This window comes from Novosphingobium sp. ERW19, from assembly GCF_012641315.1.
GTDB lineage: Bacteria > Pseudomonadota > Alphaproteobacteria > Sphingomonadales > Sphingomonadaceae > Novosphingobium.
The window spans coordinates 154,273-179,625 of sequence record NZ_JABAIC010000002.1; the positions used below are offsets into that span (position 1 = coordinate 154,273).

General features: G+C 62.4%; 27 protein-coding genes. 11 read left to right on the top strand and 16 right to left on the bottom strand.

Going from position 1 to position 25,353, the window contains the following annotated elements; translation table 11 throughout:
- Positions 1 to 169 precede the first annotated feature (169 nt).
- Positions 170 to 472 (top strand): chorismate mutase, encoded by a 303-nt coding sequence (locus HGI46_RS04095; protein ID WP_168903221.1) that lies wholly within the window; start codon positions 170 to 172, stop codon positions 470 to 472.
- Between the two features lie 3 nt (positions 473 to 475).
- On the opposite strand, the gene HGI46_RS04100 is transcribed toward HGI46_RS04095, so the two are convergent.
- From HGI46_RS04100 to rpiB, 5 genes are read right to left on the bottom strand one after another with little or no spacing between them, the layout of a single operon-like run.
- Complete coding sequence (locus tag HGI46_RS04100; protein ID WP_168903222.1) at positions 476 to 1,228, bottom strand: RNA methyltransferase; 753 nt, start codon at positions 1,226 to 1,228, stop codon at positions 476 to 478.
- Between the two features lie 2 nt (positions 1,229 to 1,230).
- Positions 1,231 to 1,695 carry a transcriptional regulator NrdR gene (gene nrdR, locus HGI46_RS04105; RefSeq protein ID WP_039331266.1) on the bottom strand — a complete coding sequence of 155 codons (465 nt, stop codon included), beginning with the start codon at positions 1,693 to 1,695 and terminating at the stop codon, positions 1,231 to 1,233.
- Positions 1,696 to 1,698: 3 nt separating this feature from the next.
- A complete protein-coding gene (locus tag HGI46_RS04110; RefSeq protein WP_118074025.1) occupies positions 1,699 to 1,905 on the bottom strand; it encodes a hypothetical protein in 207 nt (68 codons plus the stop codon).
- Positions 1,906 to 1,909: 4 nt separating this feature from the next.
- Complete coding sequence (gene glyA / locus HGI46_RS04115; protein WP_039331262.1) at positions 1,910 to 3,220, bottom strand: serine hydroxymethyltransferase; 1,311 nt, start codon at positions 3,218 to 3,220, stop codon at positions 1,910 to 1,912.
- A gap of 13 nt (positions 3,221 to 3,233) precedes the next feature.
- On the bottom strand, positions 3,234 to 3,671 hold the full coding sequence (gene rpiB / locus HGI46_RS04120) for a ribose 5-phosphate isomerase B (protein WP_118074024.1): 438 nt from the start codon (positions 3,669 to 3,671) through the stop codon (positions 3,234 to 3,236).
- A 200-nt stretch (positions 3,672 to 3,871) separates the two neighbouring features.
- On the opposite strand from rpiB, the gene HGI46_RS04125 reads away from it, so the two are divergent.
- Positions 3,872 to 5,164 (top strand): flavin-dependent oxidoreductase, encoded by a 1,293-nt coding sequence (locus tag HGI46_RS04125; RefSeq protein ID WP_168903223.1) that lies wholly within the window; start codon positions 3,872 to 3,874, stop codon positions 5,162 to 5,164.
- On the top strand, positions 5,161 to 5,616 hold the full coding sequence (locus HGI46_RS04130) for a DUF3237 domain-containing protein (RefSeq protein WP_168903224.1): 456 nt from the start codon (positions 5,161 to 5,163) through the stop codon (positions 5,614 to 5,616). The genes HGI46_RS04125 and HGI46_RS04130 overlap by 4 nt, the downstream gene beginning before the upstream one ends.
- A 291-nt stretch (positions 5,617 to 5,907) precedes the next feature.
- Here the strand turns inward: HGI46_RS04130 and HGI46_RS04135 are convergent, their stop codons facing one another.
- The 4 genes from HGI46_RS04135 to HGI46_RS04150 form a co-directional block, all read right to left on the bottom strand.
- The gene (locus tag HGI46_RS04135) at positions 5,908 to 6,723 is read right to left on the bottom strand and encodes an FkbM family methyltransferase (RefSeq protein ID WP_168903225.1); all 816 of its coding nucleotides are present in this window, start codon (positions 6,721 to 6,723) and stop codon (positions 5,908 to 5,910) included.
- 11 nt (positions 6,724 to 6,734) lie between these two features.
- Positions 6,735 to 8,738 carry an RNA polymerase sigma factor RpoD gene (gene rpoD, locus HGI46_RS04140; protein WP_168903226.1) on the bottom strand — a complete coding sequence of 668 codons (2,004 nt, stop codon included), beginning with the start codon at positions 8,736 to 8,738 and terminating at the stop codon, positions 6,735 to 6,737.
- 64 nt (positions 8,739 to 8,802) lie between these two features.
- A complete protein-coding gene (dnaG, locus tag HGI46_RS04145) occupies positions 8,803 to 10,665 on the bottom strand; it encodes a DNA primase (RefSeq protein WP_168903227.1) in 1,863 nt (620 codons plus the stop codon).
- 7 nt (positions 10,666 to 10,672) lie between these two features.
- Positions 10,673 to 11,128, bottom strand: a complete 456-nt coding sequence (locus tag HGI46_RS04150; RefSeq protein ID WP_168903228.1) for a GatB/YqeY domain-containing protein — start codon at positions 11,126 to 11,128, stop codon at positions 10,673 to 10,675.
- A 160-nt stretch (positions 11,129 to 11,288) separates the two neighbouring features.
- Between HGI46_RS04150 and carA the strand changes: the two genes are divergently transcribed.
- From carA to greA, 3 genes are all read left to right on the top strand, one after another.
- A complete protein-coding gene (gene carA, locus HGI46_RS04155) occupies positions 11,289 to 12,464 on the top strand; it encodes a glutamine-hydrolyzing carbamoyl-phosphate synthase small subunit (protein ID WP_168903229.1) in 1,176 nt (391 codons plus the stop codon).
- A 72-nt stretch (positions 12,465 to 12,536) separates the two neighbouring features.
- Positions 12,537 to 15,860 carry a carbamoyl-phosphate synthase large subunit gene (gene carB, locus HGI46_RS04160; RefSeq protein ID WP_168903230.1) on the top strand — a complete coding sequence of 1,108 codons (3,324 nt, stop codon included), beginning with the start codon at positions 12,537 to 12,539 and terminating at the stop codon, positions 15,858 to 15,860.
- 130 nt (positions 15,861 to 15,990) lie between these two features.
- Positions 15,991 to 16,467 carry a transcription elongation factor GreA gene (gene greA, locus HGI46_RS04165; protein WP_011445873.1) on the top strand — a complete coding sequence of 159 codons (477 nt, stop codon included), beginning with the start codon at positions 15,991 to 15,993 and terminating at the stop codon, positions 16,465 to 16,467.
- Between the two features lie 64 nt (positions 16,468 to 16,531).
- Here greA and HGI46_RS04170 read toward each other — a convergent pair whose 3' ends face one another.
- The 5 genes from HGI46_RS04170 to HGI46_RS04190 all read right to left on the bottom strand — a co-directional run bounded on the left by HGI46_RS04170 (position 16,532) and on the right by HGI46_RS04190 (position 18,627).
- Positions 16,532 to 16,753 carry a DUF4170 domain-containing protein gene (locus HGI46_RS04170; protein WP_168903231.1) on the bottom strand — a complete coding sequence of 74 codons (222 nt, stop codon included), beginning with the start codon at positions 16,751 to 16,753 and terminating at the stop codon, positions 16,532 to 16,534.
- Between the two features lie 91 nt (positions 16,754 to 16,844).
- Positions 16,845 to 17,357 (bottom strand): hypothetical protein, encoded by a 513-nt coding sequence (locus tag HGI46_RS04175; RefSeq protein ID WP_168903232.1) that lies wholly within the window; start codon positions 17,355 to 17,357, stop codon positions 16,845 to 16,847.
- Between the two features lies 1 nt (position 17,358).
- Complete coding sequence (locus HGI46_RS04180) at positions 17,359 to 17,643, bottom strand: hypothetical protein (RefSeq protein WP_168903233.1); 285 nt, start codon at positions 17,641 to 17,643, stop codon at positions 17,359 to 17,361.
- Positions 17,640 to 18,020 carry a phage holin family protein gene (locus HGI46_RS04185; RefSeq protein WP_168903234.1) on the bottom strand — a complete coding sequence of 127 codons (381 nt, stop codon included), beginning with the start codon at positions 18,018 to 18,020 and terminating at the stop codon, positions 17,640 to 17,642. Before HGI46_RS04185 ends, HGI46_RS04180 begins: the two co-directional genes overlap by 4 nt.
- A gap of 28 nt (positions 18,021 to 18,048) precedes the next feature.
- Positions 18,049 to 18,627 (bottom strand): hypothetical protein, encoded by a 579-nt coding sequence (locus HGI46_RS04190; RefSeq protein ID WP_118074010.1) that lies wholly within the window; start codon positions 18,625 to 18,627, stop codon positions 18,049 to 18,051.
- 222 nt (positions 18,628 to 18,849) lie between these two features.
- On the opposite strand from HGI46_RS04190, the gene eno reads away from it, so the two are divergent.
- Positions 18,850 to 20,136, top strand: a complete 1,287-nt coding sequence (eno, locus tag HGI46_RS04195) for a phosphopyruvate hydratase (RefSeq protein ID WP_168903235.1) — start codon at positions 18,850 to 18,852, stop codon at positions 20,134 to 20,136.
- 63 nt (positions 20,137 to 20,199) lie between these two features.
- Here the strand turns inward: eno and HGI46_RS04200 are convergent, their stop codons facing one another.
- Complete coding sequence (locus HGI46_RS04200) at positions 20,200 to 20,724, bottom strand: MarR family transcriptional regulator (protein ID WP_118074008.1); 525 nt, start codon at positions 20,722 to 20,724, stop codon at positions 20,200 to 20,202.
- A 436-nt stretch (positions 20,725 to 21,160) separates the two neighbouring features.
- Between HGI46_RS04200 and HGI46_RS04205 the strand changes: the two genes are divergently transcribed.
- Genes HGI46_RS04205 through HGI46_RS04220 form a run of 4 tightly spaced genes read left to right on the top strand, consistent with a single transcriptional unit; the run spans position 21,161 to position 24,648 of the window.
- On the top strand, positions 21,161 to 22,441 hold the full coding sequence (locus HGI46_RS04205; protein ID WP_240946579.1) for a phosphotransferase: 1,281 nt from the start codon (positions 21,161 to 21,163) through the stop codon (positions 22,439 to 22,441).
- Complete coding sequence (locus tag HGI46_RS04210) at positions 22,441 to 23,538, top strand: hypothetical protein (protein WP_168903236.1); 1,098 nt, start codon at positions 22,441 to 22,443, stop codon at positions 23,536 to 23,538. The genes HGI46_RS04205 and HGI46_RS04210 overlap by 1 nt, the downstream gene beginning before the upstream one ends.
- A 19-nt stretch (positions 23,539 to 23,557) precedes the next feature.
- Positions 23,558 to 24,124 (top strand): DUF1214 domain-containing protein, encoded by a 567-nt coding sequence (locus tag HGI46_RS04215; RefSeq protein ID WP_168903237.1) that lies wholly within the window; start codon positions 23,558 to 23,560, stop codon positions 24,122 to 24,124.
- On the top strand, positions 24,121 to 24,648 hold the full coding sequence (locus HGI46_RS04220) for a DUF1254 domain-containing protein (protein ID WP_168903238.1): 528 nt from the start codon (positions 24,121 to 24,123) through the stop codon (positions 24,646 to 24,648). The genes HGI46_RS04215 and HGI46_RS04220 overlap by 4 nt, the downstream gene beginning before the upstream one ends.
- Before the next feature lie 4 nt (positions 24,649 to 24,652).
- Here the strand turns inward: HGI46_RS04220 and ribH are convergent, their stop codons facing one another.
- The gene (ribH, locus tag HGI46_RS04225; protein WP_118074004.1) at positions 24,653 to 25,072 is read right to left on the bottom strand and encodes a 6,7-dimethyl-8-ribityllumazine synthase; all 420 of its coding nucleotides are present in this window, start codon (positions 25,070 to 25,072) and stop codon (positions 24,653 to 24,655) included.
- Positions 25,073 to 25,353 lie beyond the last annotated feature (281 nt).

The window sequence follows — 25,353 nt, forward strand, 5'->3', positions numbered from 1 at the left end:
GCCGATGCTTCAAGTCCCGGACACGCACCATTCCACCGATTGCGAAATGCGGCCGCCGCTTCACCGGGAGTGCGAGGCCAATTGCGAAGCGCGGCCAAGAACAGACAATTAGCGCTTTGTCAAGGGCAGCGGCCATAGACAGGGTAGTGATTTTAAGGTGCTATCGAAAATGATGCACGAAGGGCCGCCTCGTCCTGACCAGTCGCAGCCGTTGGAATGTGCTTCCGGCGGCCTGGAGGCGATCGACCTTCAAATACTTTCGCTTTTGTCTCAACGGTTTGGATTGGCTGCAAGCACTGCGGCCCAACGAGAGCTTTCTGATGATGAGCGCAAAGCCCAGCTCACGGTGATTCGTCGCCGCGCGTTCGAGCTCGGTATCCCGGTCGGGCTTGTGACCGATTTCTGGGACCGGCTGATCGACGCCGCAGATGCCATACAAGCCCAGCGCAGCAACCGAGCGATCAACGACTGAAGGTCAACTGCGCGGCTCGTCGCCCGGCTTCGAGCCTTCCTTGCGGCGAAGAGCGCTCAACACTCCGCGCATCGTGCGCACTTCGAGATGGTTCCAGCCCGGCTTGGTCAGCATCGTGCGCAATGTGCGCCGCGTGGCGGCTGCCCGAGCCTCAGGCTCGAAATAGCCACGCGGCTCAAGCATCGTGCAAAACTGTTCGAACATGCCTTCAAACTCTTCCTGCGGAGCAGGGGGCAGCATGTCCTCTACAGTAGGCTGAACCAGATCGACGTGCTTGGACCATTCATACGCGCACAAGATGACAGCCTGCGCGAGGTTGAGCGAGCCGAATTCGGGGTTGATCGGCACGGTGATGATGGCGCGGGCAAGTGCCACGTCGTCCGTTTCAAGGCCTGACCGTTCCGGCCCGAAGATGATCGCGCTGCGGCCCTGCGCGGCAATGATGTCCTTCGCGGCCTGCTCCGGCGTCAAAACCGGCTTGGTTACGCCACGTTTGCGCACGGTGGTGGCGTAGACGTGGCTGCAATCGCTGACGGCGTCGGCGAGTGTCTCGAAGACCTGTGCCTTCTCGAGAACCCTGTCGGCACCAGCGGCGGCGGGACCGGCGGATGGATTGGGCCAGCCATCGCGCGGAGATACGAGCCGCATCTCGGTGAGGCCGAAATTGAGCATGGCGCGGGCGGCCTTGCCGATGTTTTCGCCCAACTGAGGGCGGACCAGCACGATGACCGGTTGGCGCTGTTCTGTGTCACTCATGGTCAGGCGCGGCCGCTCATTTCCTGGACGCTCGAGGCGAATTCCTCAAAGTCGCGCGCTTCGGTGAAGTCGCGGTAGACGCTGGCAAAGCGGATGTAGGCCACGCTATCTAGCTGGCGCAGGCCTTCCATGACCATCTCGCCGATGACCTTGGACGGTACTTCTGAATCGCCCATGGTCTCGATCTGGCGCTGGATGCCCGAGACGAGCTGGTCGAGCCGTTCCTGCGCGACCGGACGCTTGCGGCAGGCGAGCGACACCGACTGTTCGATCTTGAAGCGGTCGAACGGTTCACGTCGCTCTCCGCTTTTCACCACGACGACCTCACGCAACTGCACGCGCTCGAACGTGGTGAAGCGCGCCCCACAGCCTTCACACTGACGGCGCCGGCGGATCGAGGTGTTGTCCTCGCTCGGCCGGCTGTCCTTTACCTGGCTGTTGTCATGGGCGCAGAACGGACAACGCACGGCTCAGCGCTTGATCCTCTGCCAGAAGGCAACGCCAGCACCCACGGCAAGGCCGAGTGGCAAGGAAACGACCGGGAGGAGAACGCCCGCGACCGCGCCGATTGCCGCACCGGTGAGCACCGGCTTGGTCGATGGGTGGGCAAGCCCCTGCTTGGCCATACCGGACAGCTCGTCCTTGGCGCGGGCGGCGAGATCGTTCTGGTCGTTCATAGGCTTACAGCTCCGGATAGATCGGGAACTGCGCGCAAAGCTCCGCGACGCGATCGCGCACGCGCTGTTCGACCTGACCATCGCCCTCATCGCCATTGCGCGCAAGGCCATCGACGACTTCGACGATCAGCTTGCCGATGGTGCGGAACTCTTCCTCGCGGAAACCGCGGGTGGTGCCGGCCGGCGTGCCGAGGCGGATGCCCGAAGTGACGAAAGGCGAGCGCTTGTCGAACGGAACGCCGTTCTTGTTGCAGGTCAGCCAGGCGCGATCGAGGCCCTTTTCGGCGGCCTTGCCGGTCACGTCCTTCGCGGTCAGGTCGACCAGCATGAGGTGGTTGTCGGTGCCGCCCGAAACGATGCCCAGGCCTGCGTCCTTGATGCTTTCGGCAAGCGCCTTGGCATTGGCGACGATCTGGTGGGCATAGGCCTTGAATTCAGGGCGCAGTGCTTCACCAAAGGCAACGGCCTTGCCGGCGATGACGTGGACCAGCGGACCACCCTGGAGGCCGGGGAACACGGCAGTGTTGAACTTCTTGGCCAGATCCTCGTCATTGGTGAGGATCACGCCGGAACGCGGGCCGCGCAGGCTCTTGTGCGTCGTGGTGGTGACGACGTGAGCGTGCGGGAAGGGCGAAGGATGCGCGCCACCGGCAACGAGACCCGAGATGTGCGACATGTCGACCAGCAGCCATGCTCCGATTTCGTCGGCGATGGCGCGGAAGGCGGCCCAGTCCCAGGTGCGCGAGTAGGCGGTGCCACCGGCGATGATCAGCTTGGGCTTGTGCTCGCGGGCAAGGCGGGCAACCTCGTCCATGTCGATCATGTGATCGTCAGGGCGTACGCCGTAGGGGATCACATTGAACCACTTGCCGCTCATGTTGACTGGCGAGCCGTGGGTGAGGTGACCGCCCGAATTCAGGTCGAGGCCCATGAAGCTGTCGCCCGGCTGCAGCAGGGCGAGAAACACGGCCTGATTCATCTGGCTGCCCGAGTTGGGCTGGACGTTGGCGAAGTTGCAGCCGAACAGTTGCTTGGCACGCTCGATCGCCAGATTCTCGACGATGTCAGCGTACTCGCAGCCACCATAGTAGCGCTTGCCCGGATAGCCTTCGGCGTACTTGTTGGTGAAGACCGAACCCGTGGCTTCGAGCACGGCGCGGCTGGTGATGTTTTCAGATGCGATCAGCTCGATCTTGGTCTGCTGGCGGTGCAGTTCGCCCTTGATCGCGGCGAACACTTCGGCATCGGCCGTTTCCAGATGCTCGGTGAAGAAGCCGGCTTTGCGGATTTCCGGCGCTGCTGTGGCGGTGGTCATCTCTGGGGCTCCTTCAGATTGCGGGGTTGGAAAGCTTTTCGACGCGGCCGGCATGGCGGCCACCGCCGAATTCGGTGGAGAGAAATGCGTCGAGGCAGGCCTTGGCCATGTCCTCGCCAGTCAGGCGTGCGCCCATCGCGATGACGTTCGCGTCATTGTGTTCGCGTGCGAGCGCAGCAGAAAGCGGTTCGGAAACCAGCGCGCAGCGGCAAGCCGGTTCGCGGTTTACCGCGATCGAGATGCCGATGCCTGATCCGCAAAGGGCAACGCCACGCTCGGCAATGCCCTCGGCGACTATCGAGGCCAGCTTGTAGCCATAGTCAGGATAATCGACGCGATCGGCCGTCTCGGGACCCAGGTCGGCAACTTCATGGCCGAGGCCGATGAGGTACTCACGCAGGGCGGCCTTCAGGTCGACAGCGGCATGATCGGAAGCGATGGCGATACGCATGGGGATCGTTACTCGACGACGGTATTCGGGGATTCGTTGGCGCGCCTTTAGGCTCTTGCAGCGCAACAAGCCACCGCAAATCGCTGCGGGAAATCTGCCCGATGGGGCTCATCCTAACAGCTGGGAGCGTCATCGCGGTTGCGACCGGATCGTGCGATGCGTAAAGGCCCGGCAATCAGGATCGGACGGGACGAACGGAAATGCCGCAGGAACACGTGCTCATCGCCGGGGGCGGCATTGGCGGACTCACGCTTGCACTGACGCTGCACCAGATCGGCGTCTCTTGCACGGTTTTCGAGTCCGTTCGTGAGTTGAAGCCGCTTGGCGTCGGCATAAACCTCCAGCCCAACGCCGTTCGGGAACTCGAGGACCTCGGCATTGGTGAGGCCGAGATGGATGCGGTTGGCATCCCGGCGCGGGAGTGGGCTCTGGTCGGTCTCAATGGGCGAGAGATATATTCCGAGCCGCGTGGGAAGCTGGCGGGATACAACTGGCACCAGTATGCAGTGCATCGGGGCGAATTTCATATGCTGCTCTACCGCAAGGTGATCGAGCGCATTGGCCCACAGGCGGTAAGACTGGGCAGCAAGGTCACCGGCTATCGCAAGGAAGCGGATGGATCGGTTACCGCGCTGGTCGAGGACCGTTCGGGCAAGGTCGAGGAGGTGGCGGGAACGCTGCTTTTCGGCGCCGATGGCATACATTCGGCGATCCGTGCGCAGATGCACCCCGATCAGCCGCCGATCCATTGGGGTGGGACGATCATGTGGCGCGGGACCGCCAAGGGCGTGCCGATCCGTTCGGGTTCCTCCTTTGTCGGCCTTGGCACGAGCCGGCATCGCGTGGTGATCTACCCGATCTCGCACCCGGATGCTGACGGCTTGTCCGATATCAACTGGATCGCCGAGCAGACTTACGACACCAGTCATGACTGGACCAAGTCGGGGTGGTTCAGGCCTGTCGAGATGGAGGAGTTCGCGCACGAGTTCGATGGGTTCGTCTACGACTGGCTTGATCTGCCGGCGTTGCTGGCAAAGTCTGACATGGCTTACGAGAACCCGATGATCGATCGCGATCCCTTGCCGACCTGGGTCGATGGACCCGTTGCGCTGATCGGGGACGCGGCGCATCCGATGTATCCCACGGGGTCCAACGGCGCGTCTCAGGCAATTGTCGATGCTCGCCACATCGGGCGCATCATGGTGGAGCGGGGCGTTACGCCCGATGCGCTTGCCCAGTTTGACGGCGAGTTCTGTGGCCCGATCGGGCAGGTGGCGATGCGCAACCGCGGGGCTGGGCCCTTTGGTTTGCTGAATATGGTGGACGAACGCTGCGGCGGACAGTTCGAAGATATCGACGATGTCATTCCGGCGGCGGAGCGCAGCGCGTTCATGCTGGCCTATCAGCAGGCTGCAGGCTTTGCCAAGGACCGCCTGAACGGTGCGCCAAGGACGATCCCTGAAGGTGCCCAAGTTGCCCGGGTGCCCGCGTGAGCATTGCGCTGACCCATGTGACCGATCTGGTTGTCGAACTGTGCAAGCCCCATGAGATGGGCGAATGTCCAATGGGTGCCCGGCGGATCATCCCGATTGTGGGGGGTAACGCGGAGGGTCCGCTGCTCCGCGGTCGCATTTTGCCGATCGGGGCCGACTGGCAGACCGTCTCTCGCGAAGGGATTGCAGAACTGGACGCGCGCTATGCGGTCGAGACCGAAGACGGCGCAGTGATCGAAGTCATCAGCCAGGGCATTCGGCATGCAACGGCAGAGGTGCATGCGCGCATCGCCGGGGGCGAGGAAGTCAACCCGGCCGAGTATTACATGCGCACAGCAATCCGGCTCGAGACCGGTCATGCCGGATACGATTGGGTGAACCGAGCCCTGTTCATCGCAAAGGGCGGGAAGGTCGGCAATACTGTGCGCCTTGCGGTCTACAGGATTGACTAGGCGGCGTGGACAAATTCCACAACGCCACGGCTGGAGGCAAAAACCGCCAGTTCAAGGAGGCGAGGAAGCGCAATATCGGGAATATTGTGCGACGAGCCGACGCCGAAATGGCGGTTTTTGGTCCAGCCCCGCAGGGGTTGCCTTGTAAAAGGCCTTGGCAGCGTTGCTCGGCCTTGAAAGAGGCCCCACTCTTCCTGCGCCCTCGCGCCTCGCCAAGGCCTTTTACAGGGCAACCGTGGCGTTGTGGAATTTGTCCACGCCGCCTAGCAGCCTTGGCTACCGGTCCGGAAGTCAATCCAGCAAGGCGCTGTGTCGGCCGGAGAGGAAGATCGCGTTTTTCCGGGTGAGATCGCCCGACACGAGGCGTTTCCCGTTCCAGCCATAAGGCGCCAGGCCCAGCTTGCCGAGGACTGCGACAGCAGACGCCTCGGGCCGCTCGATGATGATCGCAGGCTGATGCGTGGCGATCGTCTTGAGGCCACCGCCGATGACTTGCGATTCGAAGCCCTGAACGTCGATCTTGATGAGATCAGGGGCCAGTTCCAGCACGTCGAGCGTCTCGATCCTTACCTTGTGGCTGTCGACCACAAGCCGATCTGGTGTGAACCGCGCCATCCGCCGCTCATCAAGCCAATGAAGCGCAGCTTCGCGGTCTAGCGAGGCAATGCCGTCATAGATGAAGTTGCGATAGCGCGGCACGTGGATGTGCTGTTCGCCGCTCGCCGGACCGAGCGCCATTTCCCGCACATCCACGCCGCTGTCCCGGGAAAACTGCTGGCGAAGTTGCTGCGCCAGCGTGGGGATCGGTTCGATGGTGATGATCTTTCGAGGCCGTGCATAGCGCTGCAAGGCGACGACGCTCTGCCCCCAATTGCCGCCTACGTCGATCGCGAGGCCCAACGGGGCGAGCTTGCGCAGCAGACGAATCTCGGGGTCAACAAACAGGCCAAGGTGGCGCGTGGCCAGGTTATAGGCCGAGAACTTTGCGCGACGCATCGCGGGAAAATGCGTCTGCAGATCCCGCAACTGCCGCCGCAGTTCGCGCATTGGCCAACTTTCGGGACGATACCCCCATTCCAGAACCGGTCCGGGGGCAGCGCCTTCCATCAGCGGATCGCTTACTGGTCGAGGAACGAGCGCATCTTGCGCGAGCGCGACGGGTGCTTGAGCTTGCGCAGCGCCTTGGCCTCGATCTGGCGGATACGTTCGCGGGTGACCGAGAACTGCTGGCCCACTTCTTCCAGCGTGTGATCGGTGTTCATGCCGATGCCGAAGCGCATGCGCAGCACGCGCTCTTCACGCGGGGTGAGGCTGGCGAGGACGCGGGTGACCGTTTCCTTGAGGTTCGCCTGGATCGCCGCATCGACCGGAATGATCGCGTTCTTGTCCTCGATGAAATCGCCGAGGTGCGAATCTTCCTCGTCACCGATCGGCGTTTCGAGGGAGATCGGCTCCTTGGCGATCTTCATCACCTTGCGGACCTTTTCGAGCGGCATCGACAGACGCTCGGCCATTTCTTCCGGCGTCGGTTCGCGGCCCTGCTCGTGCAGGAACTGGCGGCTGGTGCGGACCAGCTTGTTGATCGTCTCGATCATGTGGACCGGGATGCGGATCGTGCGCGCCTGGTCGGCGATCGAACGCGTGATCGCCTGCCTGATCCACCAGGTGGCGTAGGTCGAGAACTTGTAGCCGCGGCGGTATTCGAACTTGTCGACCGCCTTCATCAGGCCGATGTTGCCTTCCTGAATGAGGTCGAGGAACTGCAGGCCGCGGTTCGTGTACTTCTTGGCGATCGAGATCACGAGGCGCAGGTTGGCCTCGACCATTTCCTTCTTGGCAATGCGCGCTTCGCGCTCGCCCTTCTGGACCATGTTCACGATGCGACGGAATTCGCCCAGCGACATGCCGGTGGCGGCTGCGATATCGGCGATCTCGGCGCGAATGCGTTCGACCGGAGTGGCTTCGTTTGCGGCAAACGCAGCCCACTTCTTGTCGCGACCAGCCAAGGCCTGCAGCCAGCCGTCGTCAAGCTCATGCCCGACATACATGTCGAGGAAGTCCTTGCGCGAGACCTTGTGGCGCTCGGCAAGGCGCAGCATCTGGCCGCCCAGCGTCGTCAGACGACGGTTGAAGGCGTAGAGATTGTCGACGAGGTATTCGATCTTCGAGGCGTGGAACTGCACCGATTCGACCTGCGCGGTCAGGTCTTCGCGCAGCTTCTGGTACTGCGCTTCCTTGGCGGCGGGGAAATCGTTGCCCATGCCGAGCGCGTCGAGACGCTCTGCCTGGATCTTTTCGAAGGCACGGAACAGCGAGGTGATTTCGGCAAAGCGTTCAAGCGCGGCCGGCTTCAGCTGTGCTTCCATCTGGGCGAGGCTGAGAGTGTTGTCTTCTTCCTCTTCCTCAGCCGGACGGGCACGGCGCTCGCGCAGTTCGTCGTCCTCGTCGTCGGAGGATTCTTCCTCCTCGACGTCCTCTTCTTCCTTGAACGTCGGACCGGCGGTAGCTTCGCTGATCTCGGGCTCGGCCTCTTCACCGTCCTCGGAAAGGTTTTCGGGCTGAGGCTCCTTCGAAAGCATCGCGTCGAGATCGAGGATCTCGCGCAGCTGCATTTCTCCGGCGTTGAGCGCGTCGGACCACTGGATGATGGCGTGGAAAGTGATCGGGCTTTCGCACAGGCCCATGATCATGGTGTCACGCCCTGCTTCGATGCGCTTGGCGATGGCGATTTCGCCTTCGCGGCTGAGCAGTTCGACGGCGCCCATTTCGCGCAGGTACATGCGCACAGGGTCGTCGGTCCGCTCGACCGTTTCCTTGCGCTTGATGACGTCGGGGCGATCTTCGACGGTCTCGGCTTCGTCGAGCTCGTCGTCCTGCGCCTTCTCTTCCGGATCGACGGCGTCCTCGTCGCTCTCGACGATGTTGACGCCCATCTCGGAGATCGCCGCCATGATGTCCTCGATCTGCTCGGAAGACATCTGGTCCTGGGGGAGGGCCTCGTTCAGCTCGTCATACGTGATGATCCCGCGGCGCTTGGCGCGCGCGATCAGCTTCTTGATCGATGCATCGTTGAGGTCGATCAGCGGAGCGTCGCCGCTATCGGTCTTGTCGTTCGAAGCCATTTAACCCAGGTACCACCATCTGAGAGCCGGGCCTTGGCAGACCCGGTTGCGCCTATTGCTATAATTATAACGCAGCACGAGCACGGCCCATTTGCCCCAAACGGGCACGCAACGCCATACTCCGCGCGATCAATCTTTGCTGTTCAGCGAAGTTTTCTTCCGAAAGTTCGGTTTCGACGCGCTTGTTTGCCTCTGCAAGCGCCTCTTCAACCGCCGGCCACTCGACCAGAATGGCAATTGCCTCGGCCAGTTCGTCTCCCGCCGAATCACCACCACTGACCAAAAAGCCGAATCGCATTCCGGCATAGTCCTGCGCTGACGGGGGCCGAAGCCCTCGTTCCAGCAATATGGTGCGCAGGGTCTTGCTTTCAAGCGGTTGCCCCGCATCGGACAAGACGAGCAGGGCATCAATAAGGGCGCAAGTATCTGGATTGTCTGGCTGAAGCCGCGCGAGCGCGTCCGCGTGGCGCGAAATGTGCTGGGGGTGGCAGATCAGGCCGTCCAGTACCGCAGCGAGCAGGCTGCTGCTGGGGCCGGTTCCGATCCGCAGCATCCGCGCCTTGTCCTGTTCCGCAAGGGGGGCGGGCGCAGGCTTCCACGGCTGGCCCTTGCCGCGTGGGCCGGTGCCTTGCCGCGACTGGAACGGCGCCCGCTCTTTCCGGGCAAATGCCAGTTCGCCAAATCGCTCGGTCAGCTCGCGGCGGTAGAGCGACTTGATGTCGGGGTGCTGGATCGTCTCGCAATGCGCGAGCAGCCGTGCCTTGAGGCCTGCCTTGTCTTCGGGAGTGGTGAGGGGCGCAGAGTTGCGTTCGGCTTCCCACAGGACATCGACCAGACTGCGCGCTTCGGCGAGAAGCTGTTCCATCGCTGCGGGGCCTTGCTTCTTGACGACATCGTCCGGGTCCATGCCGGCTGGCAGGGTGACAATGCGCAATGAGTGACCGGGGCGGAGCAGGGGGAGGGCGCGGGTGATGGCGCGCATAGCCGCGCGCTGCCCGGCGCTGTCCCCGTCGAAACACAGAGTGGGTGTTTCGACGAGGCGCCACAGACGCTCGATCTGATGCTCGGTAAGCGCGGTGCCGAGCGGGGCGACGGCCTCGCCGATGCCTGCCGCTGCCAGGGCGACGACGTCCATGTAGCCTTCGACCACCACGACGCGCCCGTTCTGGCGTGAGGCAGGGCCGGCACGGTGCAGGTTGTAGACGGTGCGGCCCTTGTCGAAGAGCGGGGTATCCGGCGAGTTAAGATACTTCGGCGCGTCAGTCTTTTCGGCTGTCAGGATGCGGCCGCCAAAGGCGATCACGCGTCCGCGCGGATCGAGAATTGGCAGCATGAGGCGTCCGCGAAAGCGATCGTAGGGTTCCTTACCCTCGACCACGATACGCAGGCCGGCTTCGATCAACATTTCGTCCGGAAACGCCGAGAGCGCTTCCTTGAGCGCTGTGCGGCTGTCTGGTGCAAACCCAAAGCCGAAATCGCGCACGATCTGCGCAGGAAACCCGCGCGAGGCGAGATAGCGCCGGGCCTCGCTGCCGCGATCCTCCGCAAGGCAGCGCACGAAGAAGTCTTGCGCCGCCTGCATCACGTCGTGCAGCGACTTCTGCTGCTCGGCTTTCTTGGCGGCGCGCGGATCGGGGGCAGGGACTTCCATGCCCGCCTGCAGCGCCAGCTCCTTCACCGCATCCATGAAGGGCAGGCCCTGATGGTCGGTCATCCAGCGGATCACGTCGCCATGCGCGCCACAGCCGAAGCAGTGGTAGAAGCCCTTTTCGTCGTTGATCGTGAAGCTGGGCGTCTTCTCGTTGTGGAACGGGCAGCACGCCTTGAACTCTCGCCCCGCCTTGGTCACGCGAACGCTCCGCCCGATCACGCCCGAAAGCGAGATGCGGGAGCGGAGCTCGTCCAGCCATTGTGGGGAGAGGCTCATTGCGCGATCAGGCCGAAAGCGCCGCCTTCACCAGCCCGCTGGCCTTGCCCATATCGAGCTGCGTCCCGTGCTTCGCCTTCAAGGCCGCCACGACGCGCCCCATGTCCTTCATGCCCGCAGCGCCGGTTTCGGCGATGATCGCGGCGATTGCGGCCTTCACCTCGTCCTCGCCCATCTGCTGCGGCAGGAATTCCTCGATCACCGCGAGTTCGGCCTTCTCGACGTCGGCCAGTTCCTGCCTGCCGCCCTGTTCGTAGAGCGAGATCGATTCGCGGCGCTGCTTGGCCATCTTCTGCAGCACGTCGGTCACCAGCACGTCGTCTTCCGGCACGGCCGAGGCCGTGCGCAGTTCGATGTCCTTGTCCTTGAGCTTGGCGAGGATCAGGCGGACGGCGGCGAGGCGGGGTTTATCACCCGCTTTCATGGCAGAAACCTGCGCGGCCTTGATGGTATCGCGGATCATGTAATCGTATTTCCCGTGGAGTTCTCCGCCGTCATGGCGGGAAACCTTCCATGTAGGGCAAACTTTCGGGAATCGCTAGGTTGACGCTGCGTCGAGTCGGGTCTAGCAGCCGCCCCTTAGCAACATCGCCAGAACACCTGCCAACGGAGCGCCCCATATCATGGCCGACCCCGCACTTTCGCACGCGCCTCAACCAGATGGCGCGACGGGAGTCCTTGTACTTGCCGATGGGTCTGTTGCCTGGGGACGTGGTTTCGGCGCTGCCGGTGCAGCCGTGGGCGAGGTGTGTTTCAACACCGCGATGACCGGCTATCAGGAAGTGATGACCGATCCGTCCTACGCGGCGCAGATCGTGACTTTCACCTTCCCGCATGTCGGCAACGTCGGCACCAATCCCGAAGACATGGAAAGCCATGACACGCCGGGCGCCGTCGGCTGCGTGGTGCGCGAGGACGTGACCGCGCCTGCCAACTTCCGCGCCGCCGGAACCTTCCAGCAGTGGATGGAAAAGCAGGGCAAGATCGGCATCGCCGGTCTCGACACTCGCGCGCTGACCCGGCGCATCCGCATGAGCGGCGCGCCCAACGCCGTGATCGCCCACGATCCCAAGGGCGAATTCGATATCCCCGCATTGATCGAGCGCGCGAAGACCTGGCCCGGACTTGAAGGCATGGACCTTGCCCGCGTCGTCACGCGCGACGGGCAGGAAAGCTGGGAAGGCTCGGTCTGGCATCTCGGCAAGGGCTATGGCCGCTCACCACATGACAAGCGCCCGCATGTCGTCGCCGTGGACTTCGGCGCGAAGGACAACATCTTCCGCAACCTCGTTAAGGCAGGCGCGGCGGTGACGGTGGTTCCGGCCGAGACCTCGCTGGAAACGATCCTTGAACTGAAGCCCGATGGCGTGTTCCTGTCGAACGGCCCGGGCGATCCGGCGGCAACCGGCGCTTATGCCGTGCCGGTGATCCAGAAGCTGCTGGAGCAAGACGTGCCGATCTTCGGCATCTGCCTCGGCCACCAGATGCTCGCGCTCGCCGCCGGTGCCCGCACCACCAAGATGCACCAAGGCCACCGCGGCGCCAACCACCCGGTCAAGCGCATCGAGGACGGTGTTGTCGAGATCACCTCGATGAACCACGGCTTCGCGGTCGACAACGCACCGGGCGCGCTGGGCGACAACGTCATCGAAACCCACGTCTCGCTGTTCGACGGCTCGAACTGCGGCATCGCGGTGAAGGGCAAGAAAGCCTTCGGTGTGCAGTATCACCCGGAGGCTTCGCCGGGCCCGCAGGACAGTTTCTACCTGTTCGAGAAGTTTGTAGCGTCGCTCGGTTGAGCGGCTGACACCCTGAGATTTCCCTCTCCCGGCGCGTTTGCACACGTCGGGGGCTGAAACACGAGAGCGATAATGCCCAAACGCACTGACATCTCCTCGATCCTGATCATCGGCGCCGGGCCGATCATCATCGGCCAGGCTTGCGAGTTCGATTATTCGGGCACGCAGGCGGTGAAGGCGCTCAAGGAAGAGGGCTATCGCATCATCCTGGTCAACTCGAACCCGGCGACGATCATGACCGATCCGGACATGGCGCACGCGACGTATGTCGAGCCGATCACGCCCGAAGTCGTCGCCAAGATCATCGAGAAGGAGCGCCCCGATGCGCTGCTCCCGACGATGGGCGGGCAGACCGCGCTCAACACCGCGCTGGCGCTGTTCAACGATGGCACGCTCGAGAAGTTCGGCGTGCAGATGATCGGCGCCAATGCCGATGCGATCGACAAGGCCGAGGACCGCCAGCGCTTCCGCGAGGCGATGGACAAGATCGGCCTCGAATCCGCGCGCTCGGGCGTGGCGCACACCATCGACGAGGCGCTGGAAATCCTCGAGCGCACCGGCCTGCCTTCGATCATCCGCCCCAGCTTCACCATGGGCGGGACCGGCGGCGGCATTGCCTACAACAAGGAAGAGTTCGTCAAGATCGTGAAGGGCGGCCTCGAAGCTTCCCCCACGACCGAAGTCCTGATCGAGGAATCGCTCCTCGGCTGGAAGGAATACGAGATGGAGGTTGTCCGCGACAAGAAGGACAACTGCATCATCATCTGCTCGATCGAGAACGTCGATCCGATGGGCGTCCACACCGGCGATTCCATCACCGTCGCCCCGGCGCTGACGCTGACCGACAAGGAATACCAGATCATGCGCAATGCATCGATCGCGGTGCTCCGCGAGATCGGCGTTGAAACAGGCGGTTCGAACGTGCAGTTTGCCGTCAATCCGAAGGACGGCCGCCTGATCGTCATCGAGATGAACCCCCGCGTGTCGCGCTCATCGGCGCTGGCCTCGAAGGCCACCGGCTTCCCGATCGCCAAGGTCGCGGCCAAGCTCGCCGTGGGCTACACGCTTGACGAGATCATGAACGACATCACCGGGGCAACCCCGGCAGCGTTCGAGCCGACCATCGACTACGTCGTCACCAAGATCCCGCGCTTCGCCTTTGAGAAGTTCAAGGGTGCTGAGCCGCTGCTGGGCACGGCGATGAAGTCGGTCGGCGAGGTCATGGCGATTGGCCGCAACATCAAGGAATCGATGCAGAAGGCCCTGCGCGGGCTGGAAACCGGCCTCGATGGCTTCAACCGCGTCGTCGGGCTTGAAGGTGCGAGCCGTGACGAGATCACCGCCGCGCTCGCCCGCGCCACGCCCGATCGCCTGCTGGTGATCGCACAGGCCTTCCGCGAGGGCCTCTCGGTCGACGAAGTCCACGCCGTCACCAAGTATGAGCCGTGGTTCCTGCGCCATATCCACGAGATCGTGGAGGCTGAGAACGCCGTGCAGCGCGATGGCCTGCCCAACGATGCGGCCGGTCTGCGCCGGCTGAAGGCGATGGGCTTCTCCGACAAGCGCCTCGCCACACTGGCCGTGCGCGGCATCGGCGTTGCCGGTGGTCTGGGTGAGACCCAGGCCAAGCGCTCGGGATTGCTGCACGATGCTCTGCGCGCAATGGCTGGCGCCACCAGCGAAGCCGAAGTCCGCGCCCTGCGCCACAAGCTCGGCGTGCGCCCAGTGTTCAAGCGCATCGACAGCTGCGCCGCCGAGTTCGAAGCGGTGACGCCCTACATGTACTCGACCTATGAAGGCGCGCTGTTCGGCGAGCCGGAGAACGAGGCATCGCCGACCGACGCCCGCAAGATCGTCATACTCGGCGGCGGCCCGAATCGCATCGGGCAGGGCATCGAGTTCGACTACTGCTGCTGCCACGCCTGCTTTGCGCTGGGCGATGCCGGGTTCGAGACCATCATGGTCAACTGCAACCCTGAAACCGTCTCGACCGACTACGACACCTCGGACCGCCTCTACTTCGAGCCGCTGACGGCTGAAGACGTGCTGGAGATCCTCGCGGTAGAGCAGTCGAAGGGCGAACTCGTCGGCGTGATCGTGCAGTTCGGCGGGCAGACCCCGCTGAAGCTGGCGCAGGCGCTGCAGGATGCGGGCATTCCGATCCTCGGTACCTCGCCGGATTCGATCGACCTTGCCGAAGACCGTGAGCGTTTTGCCGCACTGGTCGCCAAGCTTGGCCTCAAGCAGCCGCAGAACGGCATCGCGCGCAGCCGTGACGAAGCCGTCGCCGTGGCCAGCCGCATCGGCTACCCGGTGTTGATCCGTCCTAGCTACGTGCTTGGCGGGCGTGCCATGGAAATCGTCGACAGCCAGGCGCAGCTTGACGACTACATCGCCACTGCCGTGCAGGTCTCGGGCGACAGCCCGGTGCTGATCGACCAGTACCTGCGCGATGCGATCGAGTGCGACGTCGATGCGCTGGCCGATGGTGACGACGTGACCGTCGCCGGCGTCATGCAGCACATCGAGGAAGCCGGCATCCACTCGGGCGACAGCGCCTGCACCCTGCCGCCCTACAGCCTTCCGCCAGAGATCATTGCGGAGATGGAGCGTCAGGCAGTCCTGCTCGCTCGCGGACTCAACGTGCGCGGGCTGATGAACATCCAGTTCGCGATCAAGGACGGCGAAGTCTACCTCATCGAGGTCAACCCGCGCGCCAGCCGCACCGTGCCGTTCGTCGCCAAGGCCGTGGGCACGCCGATCGCCAAGATCGCCGCGCGCGTCATGGCCGGTGAGAAGCTGGCCGATCTCCCGGCAATCAAGCGCGAGATCGACTACATGGCGGTCAAGGAAGCGGTGTTCCCGTTTGCGCGCTTCCCCGGCATCGATCCGGTCCTGTCGCCGGAAATGAAGTCGACCGGCGAGGTCATGGGCGTCGACAAGACCTTTGCGGTCGCCTTCGCCAAGTCGCAGCTGGGTGCGGGCACCAAGTTGCCGCAGGGCGGGACGATCTTCGTCTCGGTGAAGGACAGCGACAAGGCGGTGATCCTGCCCGCCGTGCGCAAGGCTATCAGCCTCGGCTTCAAGATCGTCGCGACCGGTGGCACGGCGCGCTATCTGCAGGATGCCGGTGTGATCGTCGAACGCGTGAACAAGGTGGCCGAGGGCCGTCCGCACATCGTTGACCGGATCATCGATGGCGACATCGCGCTGATCTTCAACACCACCGAAGGCTGGCAGAGCCACAAGGACTCGCAGTCGATCCGTGCTTCGGCGCTCAATTCGCGTGTTCCGTACTTCACTACGGCGGCGGCTTCTGTCGCGGCGGTGGAGGCGATCGAGGCGCTCCGCTCTGCCGAACTTGAAGTGCGTTCGTTGCAGGACTATTATGCTTGAACCTTATTAGTCCCCCGGCATTGTCATGAGACTGGTCCGGCTCGGCGCATTCGGCGCCGGTCGGCGAGGGCAGGTTTTCCCTCGGGTGCCGTAACGGCAACCGGGGTGTGACAGGAAAGTGAGTTTGCGAATGGCGAGTGTGGAAAAGCTGCCGATGCTTGCGGAAGGCTACGAAAAGCTGACTGCCGAGCTGAAAGCGCTGCGCGAGGAGCGGCCGCGGATCGTCGACGCGATCGAGGAAGCGCGCGCCCATGGCGACCTTTCGGAAAACGCGGAATATCATGCGGCCAAGGAGCGTCAGGGCCAGGTCGAAGCGACGATCGCCGATCTCGAGGATCGCGTCAGTCGCGCGCAAATCATCGACCCGACGACCCTTTCGGGCGACAAGATCATCTTCGGCGCCACGGTCACGCTGCTCGACGACGACGAGAAGCCGGTGAAGTACCAGATCGTCGGCCCCTATGAGGCGGACGCCAAGAAGGGAATGATCAGCTACAACTCGCCGCTGGGCAAGGCTCTGATCGGTCGCAAGGTTGATGAGGAAATCGAGGTGACCGTGCCCTCGGGCGACAAGTTCTACCTCGTCCAGAAGATCGAATTCATCTGAGGGATTGATTGCAACAAACGAAAAAAGGCCCCGGAGCGATCCGGGGCCTTTTTTGTTGGCTTGCTCAGTCCTTCGGCAGTGCCGGTTCGAGCAGGCGATGAAGATGCACGATCACGTAGCGCATCTCGGCATCGTCCACCGTCTTCTGGGCAGCCCCGCGCCAAGCTTCTTCAGCGCTGGCATAGTCTGGGAACACACCGACAACGTCGACAGCCTTGAGGTCTTGGAATTCGAGGCCTTGGGGGTCTTTGACCCGCCCGCCCATCACGAGGTGCAGCTTTTGCATTGGCGACTTTCCTTTGGGGAGGATTCATGTGCGCCACTGACAAAAAGACGAGCCGCGCGCAAGTCATGCGAACGGCTCGCCCGAGCCCTTTTTAAGGCTTGATGCGCGAAGTGAGCTCGTTCACCTTGCGCAAGGCCGCTTCGCTGGCCTCGATGGCGGCAGAGCGAACGATCTCGGACAAGTCGACAGCCTTGCGGCGGGCCTCGTCACTGCCGTCGGCAATTCTCTCGCCAACCGTGCCACTGAGTTCCTCGACCTTGTGCAGCCCGTCACGACCAGCTTCCCGCGCCCGGGTCGCATAGTCTATGGCCAGCTTGCCGGCGACTGCCGCCAGCCCTGACGCACTCTTGCGCAGCGAACTGGCCGCATCCTCGGCCGCACCTTTGGCCTTGTTACTGCTCCGGCCGACAGAGGGCAGCGCCTTGGCAACGAGCGCGCCAAGAAGAATGCCCGCCGCGACGGAAGCCACCGGGTGTTCTTCAATCAGCCCCTTGACGGTCTGGACCGATTTGGAGCTGGCAGTGCGTTCCGCCAGACGGGACTTGGCCGCGTCAACCTTTTCACGCAGCGTCTCTGCGCCGTTCACTTGCAGTTCTTCGCTCATCTCAATCTCCGGATCGGACTTTGTCGATCACGCGCTCGGCCAGTTGCTGGAGTGGCTCGCGGAAGAACCATCCAAAGAGTGCAGCGACGGTTACGCCGATGACCACCTTGTTCTCGTCGGCAACTGCACGAGCGCTGTCGAGCATTTCAACGGCTTCCTCCACCGCGCGTTCCTTCACGCGCCCTGGAGAAAGCTCCAGCTTGGCGATTTCAAGGTCGCCCTTGACCACGCTCAACGCTTCATCACGAAGCGCCCTTGCGGCAGTCAGCTCGAGAGGAGCAGTCATGGCTTCCCTCCCGCGCTGAGCGCCGCCTTGGCAGCGCGGATGCGCTTGCTCGCTCGCGCCAGACACACGATGGCCAAAAGCGCCAGCGCCCCGCCGACGATGGCGAGTGCTCCCCACACGCCGACGTAGTGGGCAAGGGCAAGCAGCAGCCCGACGACGATTGCCAGCAGCGTGAAGAAGCCGAATGCCAATCCGAGAAGCAGAAAGACGATGATCGCCTTTGCTTCGCCCAAGCCATATGTAGCCTGGGCTTTCCTGTAAGCGATTTCGGCTTCGAGGAGAGTTTGCCCGTCTTCAATCAGGGCCTTGATGGCCGCGCCGATCCCCGCCTCAGACGGTGAGGGATCGGGCGTCCAGGTGGAGTTATGCTCGCTCATCGGGCCATTACCGCCGCGTTCTGCGCGGTCAGTCGTCCGATCCGCCCGACAACAAGCGCGCGATCGCAAAGCCGGCCACTGCGGCAACGCCGATCGCGACACCCGGGCTCTTGCGCACGAATTCCTTCACATCGTCGCCCAGCTCACCAAGGTCCTTGGCCTCAAGCTTTGCCGCGGTCTCCTGGATCGAACGCGCTGCGCTGCGGGCATAGTCGCCGTACTGCACGCCCAGCTTTTCATCGATGGTTGTCGCAGTGTCCGAAATGGTCTTGCCGAGCACTCCGAGTGCGTCGCTCGCGCGGGCCTTGCCTTCAACGGCAAGAGCAGCGCCTTTTTCCTTTGCCTGTCCGGCGTAAACCTTGGCTTCATCGACCCAGTCAGCGGTCGTACCGCTTACCTTGGCCTTGTAGGCAGCGCCCTTTTCCATTGCTTCACCCTTGAGCGCTTCAGCACCGGCCTTCGCTTCCTCGATCGCCTTGGTAAAGCGACCCTTCGCAGAATCTGAGGTGCTTTCGCTGGTTTCAGTTACTGTGGCGACGACATCGTCTGCCGCCTTCGAAGCGCGCTTCTTGGGGGCGTCGGCGGGGGTCATCGTTGTGTCGGCCATGTTTGTTTCCCTTCGGCAATTCGCGCGGGTTCTGGACCCTCGATATGGGCGGTCTTGCGCATCTTGCTAGACCCTCGTGGTTGAAAGCAAGAGCCTTGGCGCACAAGACCAGCCCGGATAGGTATGTTGCACTGCAAACGCGGCTTGCTTGCCACGGTTCCAGCCGATAGGAGCCGCGCCAACCTTGGCGCTCAATTCTCGCCGAACTGCAGGGAGCAGATAATGACCGCGATCATCGACATCCATGCGCGTGAAATTCTCGACAGCCGTGGCAATCCCACCGTTGAAGTAGACGTTCTGCTGGAAGACGGCAGCTTCGGTCGCGCCGCAGTTCCCTCGGGCGCTTCGACCGGCGCGCACGAAGCGGTCGAACTGCGTGACGGCGACAAGGCCCGCTACCTTGGCAAGGGCGTCACCAAGGCGGTCACCGCGGTCAACTCCGACATTGCGGAATGCATCCTCGGCATGGATGCCGAAGACCAGCGCGATATCGATCTCGCCATGATCGAGCTGGACGGTACCGAAAACAAGGGCCGCCTCGGCGCCAATGCGATCCTCGGCACCAGCCTTGCCGTTGCCAAGGCAGCTGCCGACGCACGTGGCCTGCCGCTGTACAGCTATGTCGGCGGTGTTGCTGCTCACGTGCTCCCGGTGCCCATGATGAATATCATCAACGGCGGCGAACACGCCGACAATCCGATCGACTTCCAGGAATTCATGATCATGCCGGTCGGCGCGCCGTCGCTGGCCGAGGCCGTGCGCTGGGGAGCGGAAGTGTTCCACACCCTCAAGAAGGGTCTTCATGAAAAGGGCCTCGCCACGGCAGTCGGAGACGAGGGCGGGTTCGCTCCGAACCTCGCCAGCACGCGCGATGCGCTCGACTTCGTGATGGCCTCAATCGAGAAGGCAGGCTTCAAGCCCGGCGAAGACATGATGCTCGCACTCGACTGTGCCGCAACGGAATTCTTCAAGAACGGCAAGTACGAAATCAGCGGCGAAGGCCTTTCGCTCTCCCCCGAAGCCATGGCTGATTATCTCGCTGCGCTTTGCGATGCCTATCCGATCATCTCGATCGAAGACGGTATGAGCGAGGATGATTTCGAAGGTTGGGCCGCACTCACCGCCAAGGTCGGCAAGCGGGTCCAACTGGTTGGCGACGATCTGTTCGTGACCAATCCGAAGCGCCTGGAAATGGGCATCGGCAAGGGGCTGGCAAATTCACTGCTGGTGAAGGTCAACCAGATCGGCTCGCTCACCGAGACGCTCGAAGCCGTGTCGATTGCACAGCGTAACGGCTACACCGCTGTGATGTCGCACCGTTCGGGTGAGACCGAAGACGCCACCATCGCGGATCTCGCGGTTGCCACGAACTGCGGCCAGATCAAGACGGGATCGCTCGCCCGCTCGGATCGTCTCGCCAAGTACAACCAGTTGATCCGCATTGAAGAGGAACTGGGCATTTCGGCGCGTTATGCTGGAAAGGCTGCCTTCGGACGTCTTGGTGCCTGATTGCTGAGTTAGCGTGGAGGGAGGGGGAGCCTCAATATGCAGGCTGCGCCTCCCACACCTGAGTTATTGCGCTATTTTCAGTGAGCGCTGCACGATGTCCTCGTCACTCTGCATGTCGCCAGCGACATTCGAGAAGTAGGCCACCATCTTTTCGTAACCATCGCTAGAAAGTCTTACGAACACCCGGCGAGCATCAGTCGAGTCGGCTTCACGGACGATCAGGCCTTTGTCTTCCAGCACGGTGAGCCAGCGCAATGCAGTGGTGGCAGGCACGGCAGCGCCGATGCAGGCGCTGGTCACGGGCAGGCGCTTGCGCTCTTTTGCTGCGATGAAAAGATCCAGCATGATGTCCCACGCCGGTTCACCGAACAGCGTCGCGTCTGCAAAGATATCCGACCGCCTGCGCCTGTCGCGATAGGCGCTTCGAGCCACTTCCGCCCACACATGACTGTCCTTCGGGATGGCGATTGGCTCCCGGTCGGACTGGGGATCACCCTCTTTCAATTCCAGTTCATGCGCCATCGCGAGCAATTCGTTGGCGACTGAAATCAGTCGTCTTGCCCGCGACCTCATTTGTTCTCTGCCCATCCCTTAACCCCTGTTGTGCGCCCCCAAAGCGCTTCACGGGACCGGTCCGCCATCGGTCTTGTTAGCGTACTGAAATGGCAGGAGCGCGTGGTGCGGCCATTCGGCGCTCCACTAAGGGTTTGCTCTTATCGGCTTGGTGAAGTCCGCAAGAAGTCACGACGTTTCAATCACATGCTTCTGTGGACATGCCGATCATTCCTCCGTAGTCGAACCAGAATGGAGCAGGTTGATCGGGCTCATGACGACCGTTTGCGCGCGGGTGAGATCAGATAGCGCCAGACTCCCCAGGCGTTGATGATCAACAGGGCTCCGTTCTGTATGACAAGCGAGCCAGAATTGCCCTTCACGCCTGATATGATCCACGTGATGGCCACGGCCATGAACAGGACGAATCCCCAACCTGTCCAACGCCGCCCAAGGTCAGCGGCCACGAGACTTGCTGCGAGAATCGTGCCCATGGCTGCAAACCATTCGAGAGGGCCATCCACGTCTCTGTCCTTTCTGGTCCTTCTTGTGTCGGTTTGCCAAAGCAGGGAGTGGCAGGCCGTTCCCTCGCATTGATTTAATCGGTCATTTGAATTGCACTTCCAAAGTCATGCGGTCTCTGTCAGCCTTGCTGCGGGAGAACGAGATGGCTGATTTTCCGACGCGCGCGGACGAGGTCGATGCCGCATGGCTTGAGGTGCAACTCGCCCAGGCTGGCGTGCTGGGTGACGCTCGGATCGCGGAAATCGAGTGGCAGGCAATCGGCACAGGCCAGGTGGGTGATACTGCCCGTTTCTCACTGCGATACAAAAACGAAGCATCTGGAGCGCCTGCCACTGTAGCGGCCAAGTTTCCGTCGAGCGATGCCACGAGCCGCCAGACGGCGGCACTGTTCTCGCTCTATTCGCGCGAAGTCATGTTCTATCGAGAAGTCGCATGTCTCACGCAGATGCGGGTGCCGCAGGTTTATGCTGCCATGCTCGACGGCAACGGTTGCGATTTCGTGCTGCTCTTCGAAGACCTCGGTCCTTGCAGCGCTGGAAACCAGCTTGTGGGATGCACTTTGGCGCAAGCGCAAGCGGCCATGCGGCAGGCTGCGGCATTGCATGCGCCGACGCTGGACCATCCTGTGCTGGACGCCGCGTGGTTGCAGCCCGACCCGCAGGCGAGCCAGATGTTGCGGGACCTTTATCCGAAAGCCCAGGCAATCTTTCGTGAACGCTATGCCGATGCCCTCGCGCCTGATCTTATGGCGGTTTGCGAGGCGTTGAACGAAGATCTCGACCTGTGGTTCGAACGGAAGCATTCGCGCCGGTCCTTCCTTCACGGAGATTTCCGCCTGGACAACATGCTCTTCGGCATAAACGGCGGCCAGCAGCCGATCGCCTTGGTTGATTGGCAGACGGCGGCGGCAGGATGCGGTCTGACTGACGTCGGATACTTTCTGGGCTGCGGCATCGGCTCGGAATTGCGTCGTCCCAATGAGCGTGCCCTGCTCGACATCTACTGCGCCGAAATGTCCCGGCTTGGCGTGCCGCTCAATGTGGAAGATGTCTGGGATGACTACCGCATTGGAGCGCTTCACGGGGTGTCGACTGCCGTATTCAGTGCCGCATTCGTGGTGCGCACGGAACGCGGTGATGCCAACTTCCTGTCGATGGCACGCGGCGCCTGCGAACTCGCTCTTGAGCATGACAGTCTGGGGGCGCTGAAGCGCCGGATGGAGCTTTGATGATGTTGACCAAGGGAGATGACTTTCCGCTGCACCAGACGCCAGAACCGATTGCCTACGCTGGTACGGACCGCAACTTCTACGATCGCTATTTCTTCAACGGCTATGCACCCGACGGCTCCGGCTTCTTCGCCCTTGCGCTTGGCATCTATCCACACCTGAATGTCGCCGATGCGCACTTCTCCTGCATCCGGGGTGGGGTGCAGTACAATCTCCATGCCTCGCGCGAACTGAACATGGAGCGGTTCGATCTTGCGGTCGGGCCGGTCAGCATTGAAATCGTCGAACCGTTGAAGGTTCTCAGGGTGCGAGTGCGCGGGGAAGGGCTGGCAGCCGAGCTTACCTTCACCGGCCGTGCCTTTCCGATTGAGGAGCCGCGGTTCGTCCATCGCATCGGCCCGCGGACGTTCATGGACTACACCCGCCTGACGCAGAACGGCCGCTACACGGGCTGGATTGAGGTCGATGGCGAAAGGATTGATCTGGCCGCAGGAACTTGCGGCACGCGTGATCGCAGTTGGGGGGTGCGCCCCGTTGGCGCGCCTGACGCGCAGCCTCATGGGCATGGCGTGGTCTCGTCGTTCTTCTGGCAATGGACGCCTGTTAATCTGCCCAACCGCAGCCTGTTCTTCCACATCAACGCTGATCGCCATGGCGCGCCGTGGAACACGCGGGCCGTTATCGCGCCTGACGGCGGTGACACGGAATCGTTCTTCGAAACCCCCTCTGCCGCTATGGTTTCGCCCATGCAGCCCGCCACGCGTTGGCCCGCCGGCGGGACTTTGACGATCCAGCGACCCGAAGGACCACTGGCGCTGACGTTTGAGCCGCTCGTGAGATTTCAGATGAGGGGGCTTGGCTACACCAGTCCCAAGTGGGGGCATGGCCTTTATCATGGGCCGCTCGCGGTCGAGCGCGAGGACTTTGTTCTGGCTGACCTCGACCCGATGGCTCGAGCCCTCGACAATCTTCACGTCCAGATCATCTCCCGCGTGACCACCAGCGATGGCGAGACAGGGATAGGCGGGTTCGAGCAGCTTGTTATCGGGCCGTATGAGCCGTGGGGCCTCACCGAGTACTTCGATGCCGGTGCGTAGTCCTGCAAAGATCTTCGGAATGATCGCCGTGGCCACGATCGGTCTTGCGGTCGGTGCTGCTTCGGCTGTTGTGTCGCTAAAGCACGTCGGAATGGGCGGCGAAGAGCACATGGGCTGGAGTGGCAGCCGCGTTACCGGATCGACCGAGGCGGGGCCCGTGCTGCGTGCGAGAGTCGCGTTGACCGGTCTGCTGGCGCTTAACCGCAGCCAGGCCATCTATTTTACTCGCACGGTCGATGATCTCGGTGAGCCTTTGCGGGAGGAATGCCATTACCGGCTGGTCGGCGGGCCGCTGCCGGGGAAATGGTGGTCGATCACTGCTTATGCTTCGGACGACTACCTTCCGCAAAACGAGGACGATGCCCTTTCCGTCGACGCTTCAGAAGTCACGCCGGACCCGCGCGGCCTATGGCAGGCTGAAGTTGCACCATCGCCCAATCCGGCCATGCCCTGGCTGTCGACCAGGCACGCGGGCAGTTTTGATCTCACCTTGCGAATCTACAATCCTTCTCAACAAGCGCAGCAGGACTTCGGCTCGATAGCCTTTCCCAAGGTCGAGCGCATTTCGTGCGGAGACAGCCGGTGAGGGGCGGCCTGCGCTACGCACTGGCCTTCGTCGGCGCAGCCGCCGTTGGTCATGTGGCAACGATACTTTTGGCGCCGCAGGTCATCATGCACATCGCCATGAACAGACTCTCCGGCGACGGAGACGACGTAAACGTTTTCCGTTTCGCAGATCGCACGACAGCAGCTTCCAGGCAGATCGTCCGGCCATCGCCAGACCTCGCCTACGCCAGCTGTGTCTATGACTTGTCTGCTGGCCCCATACTTGTCGATGTTCCGCCGAGCCCGGACAAGGGCTACGTTTCGGTGTCTGTCTTCGCTGCGAATACCGACAACGTCGCGGTGATGGACTCATTGCGCAGCCCGGAAGGTATCCGTTTTATCCTTCAGCAGGAGCGCAAGCTTGTTCATCCCGGCGACCTGCCGGTCATCTACACGCCAACGGAACGGGGCATCATTCTCGATCGTAGGCTGGCGCCTACGCAGGCAGAATTCGATCGGGCCGACAAGGCGCGCCGCGGGGACCGCTGCGCGCCCGTTGGCTGATCGGTCAAGCCCAGCGCTCACGTAGCGCGAGCAAGGCGAGTGCAGCCTTCGCCGCTTCGCCGCCCTTGTCCTTCTGCGCAGGATCTGCGCGCACGATGGCCTGGGCTTCGTTTTCGACAGTGAGGATGCCGTTACCGATGGCGACGCCATCCATTGTCAGCGCCATGATGCCGCGTGCGCTTTCCCCGGCGACGATCTCGAAGTGATAGGTTTCGCCGCGAATGACCACACCGATGGCGACGTAGCCGTCGAAATTGCCCGATTCGTCGGCCAAGGCGATCGCGCCGGGGATCTCGAGGGCTCCGGGCACGGTCAAGACTTCCGCCTCGTGACCAGCGGCCTTGAGCGCGGCCTTGGCGCCTTCAATGAGCATGTCGTTCAGGTGGTCATAAAACCGGGCTTCGACGATCAGAAACTTGGCCATTGGAACTGGATCCTTCAGTGTTTGCACATCTGCAGTGCGCTTGGGCCCGCCTTAATGCGAGCGTCGTTCGAACGCCACCGTCGCCATGCAACGGTTGGCGATTCTCTTTCTGATTCGCCGAGCAGGTCATTAGAGCCTAAAAGCGGCTTTCGCACATCATAATGTCGAGCTGCGCATAGTTCTAATCATCGAAATGTCATGCATTTTCATGCAAAAGTTTCGAAATGGTCTCGACTGCAACGAGGTTCCCCTACGGAAACGCCCATTTTTAATTATCCGGT

What these genes read in the sequence shown, in the direction of transcription:
- rpoD (WP_168903226.1), bottom strand. Translation starts at nt 8,738, where the DNA reads ATGGCTTCGAACGACAAGACCGATAGCGGCGACGCTCCGCTGATCGAC.
- HGI46_RS04100 (WP_168903222.1), bottom strand. Translation starts at nt 1,228, where the DNA reads ATGAGTGACACAGAACAGCGCCAACCGGTCATCGTGCTGGTCCGCCCT.
- HGI46_RS04180 (WP_168903233.1), bottom strand. Translation starts at nt 17,643, where the DNA reads ATGACTGCTCCTCTCGAGCTGACTGCCGCAAGGGCGCTTCGTGATGAA.
- HGI46_RS04150 (WP_168903228.1), bottom strand. Translation starts at nt 11,128, where the DNA reads ATGATCCGCGATACCATCAAGGCCGCGCAGGTTTCTGCCATGAAAGCG.
- eno (WP_168903235.1), top strand. Translation starts at nt 18,850, where the DNA reads ATGACCGCGATCATCGACATCCATGCGCGTGAAATTCTCGACAGCCGT.
- HGI46_RS04185 (WP_168903234.1), bottom strand. Translation starts at nt 18,020, where the DNA reads ATGAGCGAGCATAACTCCACCTGGACGCCCGATCCCTCACCGTCTGAG.
- HGI46_RS04190 (WP_118074010.1), bottom strand. Translation starts at nt 18,627, where the DNA reads ATGGCCGACACAACGATGACCCCCGCCGACGCCCCCAAGAAGCGCGCT.
- HGI46_RS04095 (WP_168903221.1), top strand. Translation starts at nt 170, where the DNA reads ATGATGCACGAAGGGCCGCCTCGTCCTGACCAGTCGCAGCCGTTGGAA.
- ribH (WP_118074004.1), bottom strand. Translation starts at nt 25,072, where the DNA reads ATGGCCAAGTTTCTGATCGTCGAAGCCCGGTTTTATGACCACCTGAAC.
- carB (WP_168903230.1), top strand. Translation starts at nt 12,537, where the DNA reads ATGCCCAAACGCACTGACATCTCCTCGATCCTGATCATCGGCGCCGGG.
- dnaG (WP_168903227.1), bottom strand. Translation starts at nt 10,665, where the DNA reads ATGAGCCTCTCCCCACAATGGCTGGACGAGCTCCGCTCCCGCATCTCG.
- rpiB (WP_118074024.1), bottom strand. Translation starts at nt 3,671, where the DNA reads ATGCGTATCGCCATCGCTTCCGATCATGCCGCTGTCGACCTGAAGGCC.
- HGI46_RS04135 (WP_168903225.1), bottom strand. Translation starts at nt 6,723, where the DNA reads ATGGAAGGCGCTGCCCCCGGACCGGTTCTGGAATGGGGGTATCGTCCC.
- HGI46_RS04210 (WP_168903236.1), top strand. Translation starts at nt 22,441, where the DNA reads ATGATGTTGACCAAGGGAGATGACTTTCCGCTGCACCAGACGCCAGAA.
- greA (WP_011445873.1), top strand. Translation starts at nt 15,991, where the DNA reads ATGGCGAGTGTGGAAAAGCTGCCGATGCTTGCGGAAGGCTACGAAAAG.
- carA (WP_168903229.1), top strand. Translation starts at nt 11,289, where the DNA reads ATGGCCGACCCCGCACTTTCGCACGCGCCTCAACCAGATGGCGCGACG.
- HGI46_RS04125 (WP_168903223.1), top strand. Translation starts at nt 3,872, where the DNA reads ATGCCGCAGGAACACGTGCTCATCGCCGGGGGCGGCATTGGCGGACTC.
- glyA (WP_039331262.1), bottom strand. Translation starts at nt 3,220, where the DNA reads ATGACCACCGCCACAGCAGCGCCGGAAATCCGCAAAGCCGGCTTCTTC.
- HGI46_RS04110 (WP_118074025.1), bottom strand. Translation starts at nt 1,905, where the DNA reads ATGAACGACCAGAACGATCTCGCCGCCCGCGCCAAGGACGAGCTGTCC.
- HGI46_RS04200 (WP_118074008.1), bottom strand. Translation starts at nt 20,724, where the DNA reads ATGGGCAGAGAACAAATGAGGTCGCGGGCAAGACGACTGATTTCAGTC.
- HGI46_RS04215 (WP_168903237.1), top strand. Translation starts at nt 23,558, where the DNA reads ATGATCGCCGTGGCCACGATCGGTCTTGCGGTCGGTGCTGCTTCGGCT.
- HGI46_RS04175 (WP_168903232.1), bottom strand. Translation starts at nt 17,357, where the DNA reads ATGAGCGAAGAACTGCAAGTGAACGGCGCAGAGACGCTGCGTGAAAAG.
- HGI46_RS04170 (WP_168903231.1), bottom strand. Translation starts at nt 16,753, where the DNA reads ATGCAAAAGCTGCACCTCGTGATGGGCGGGCGGGTCAAAGACCCCCAA.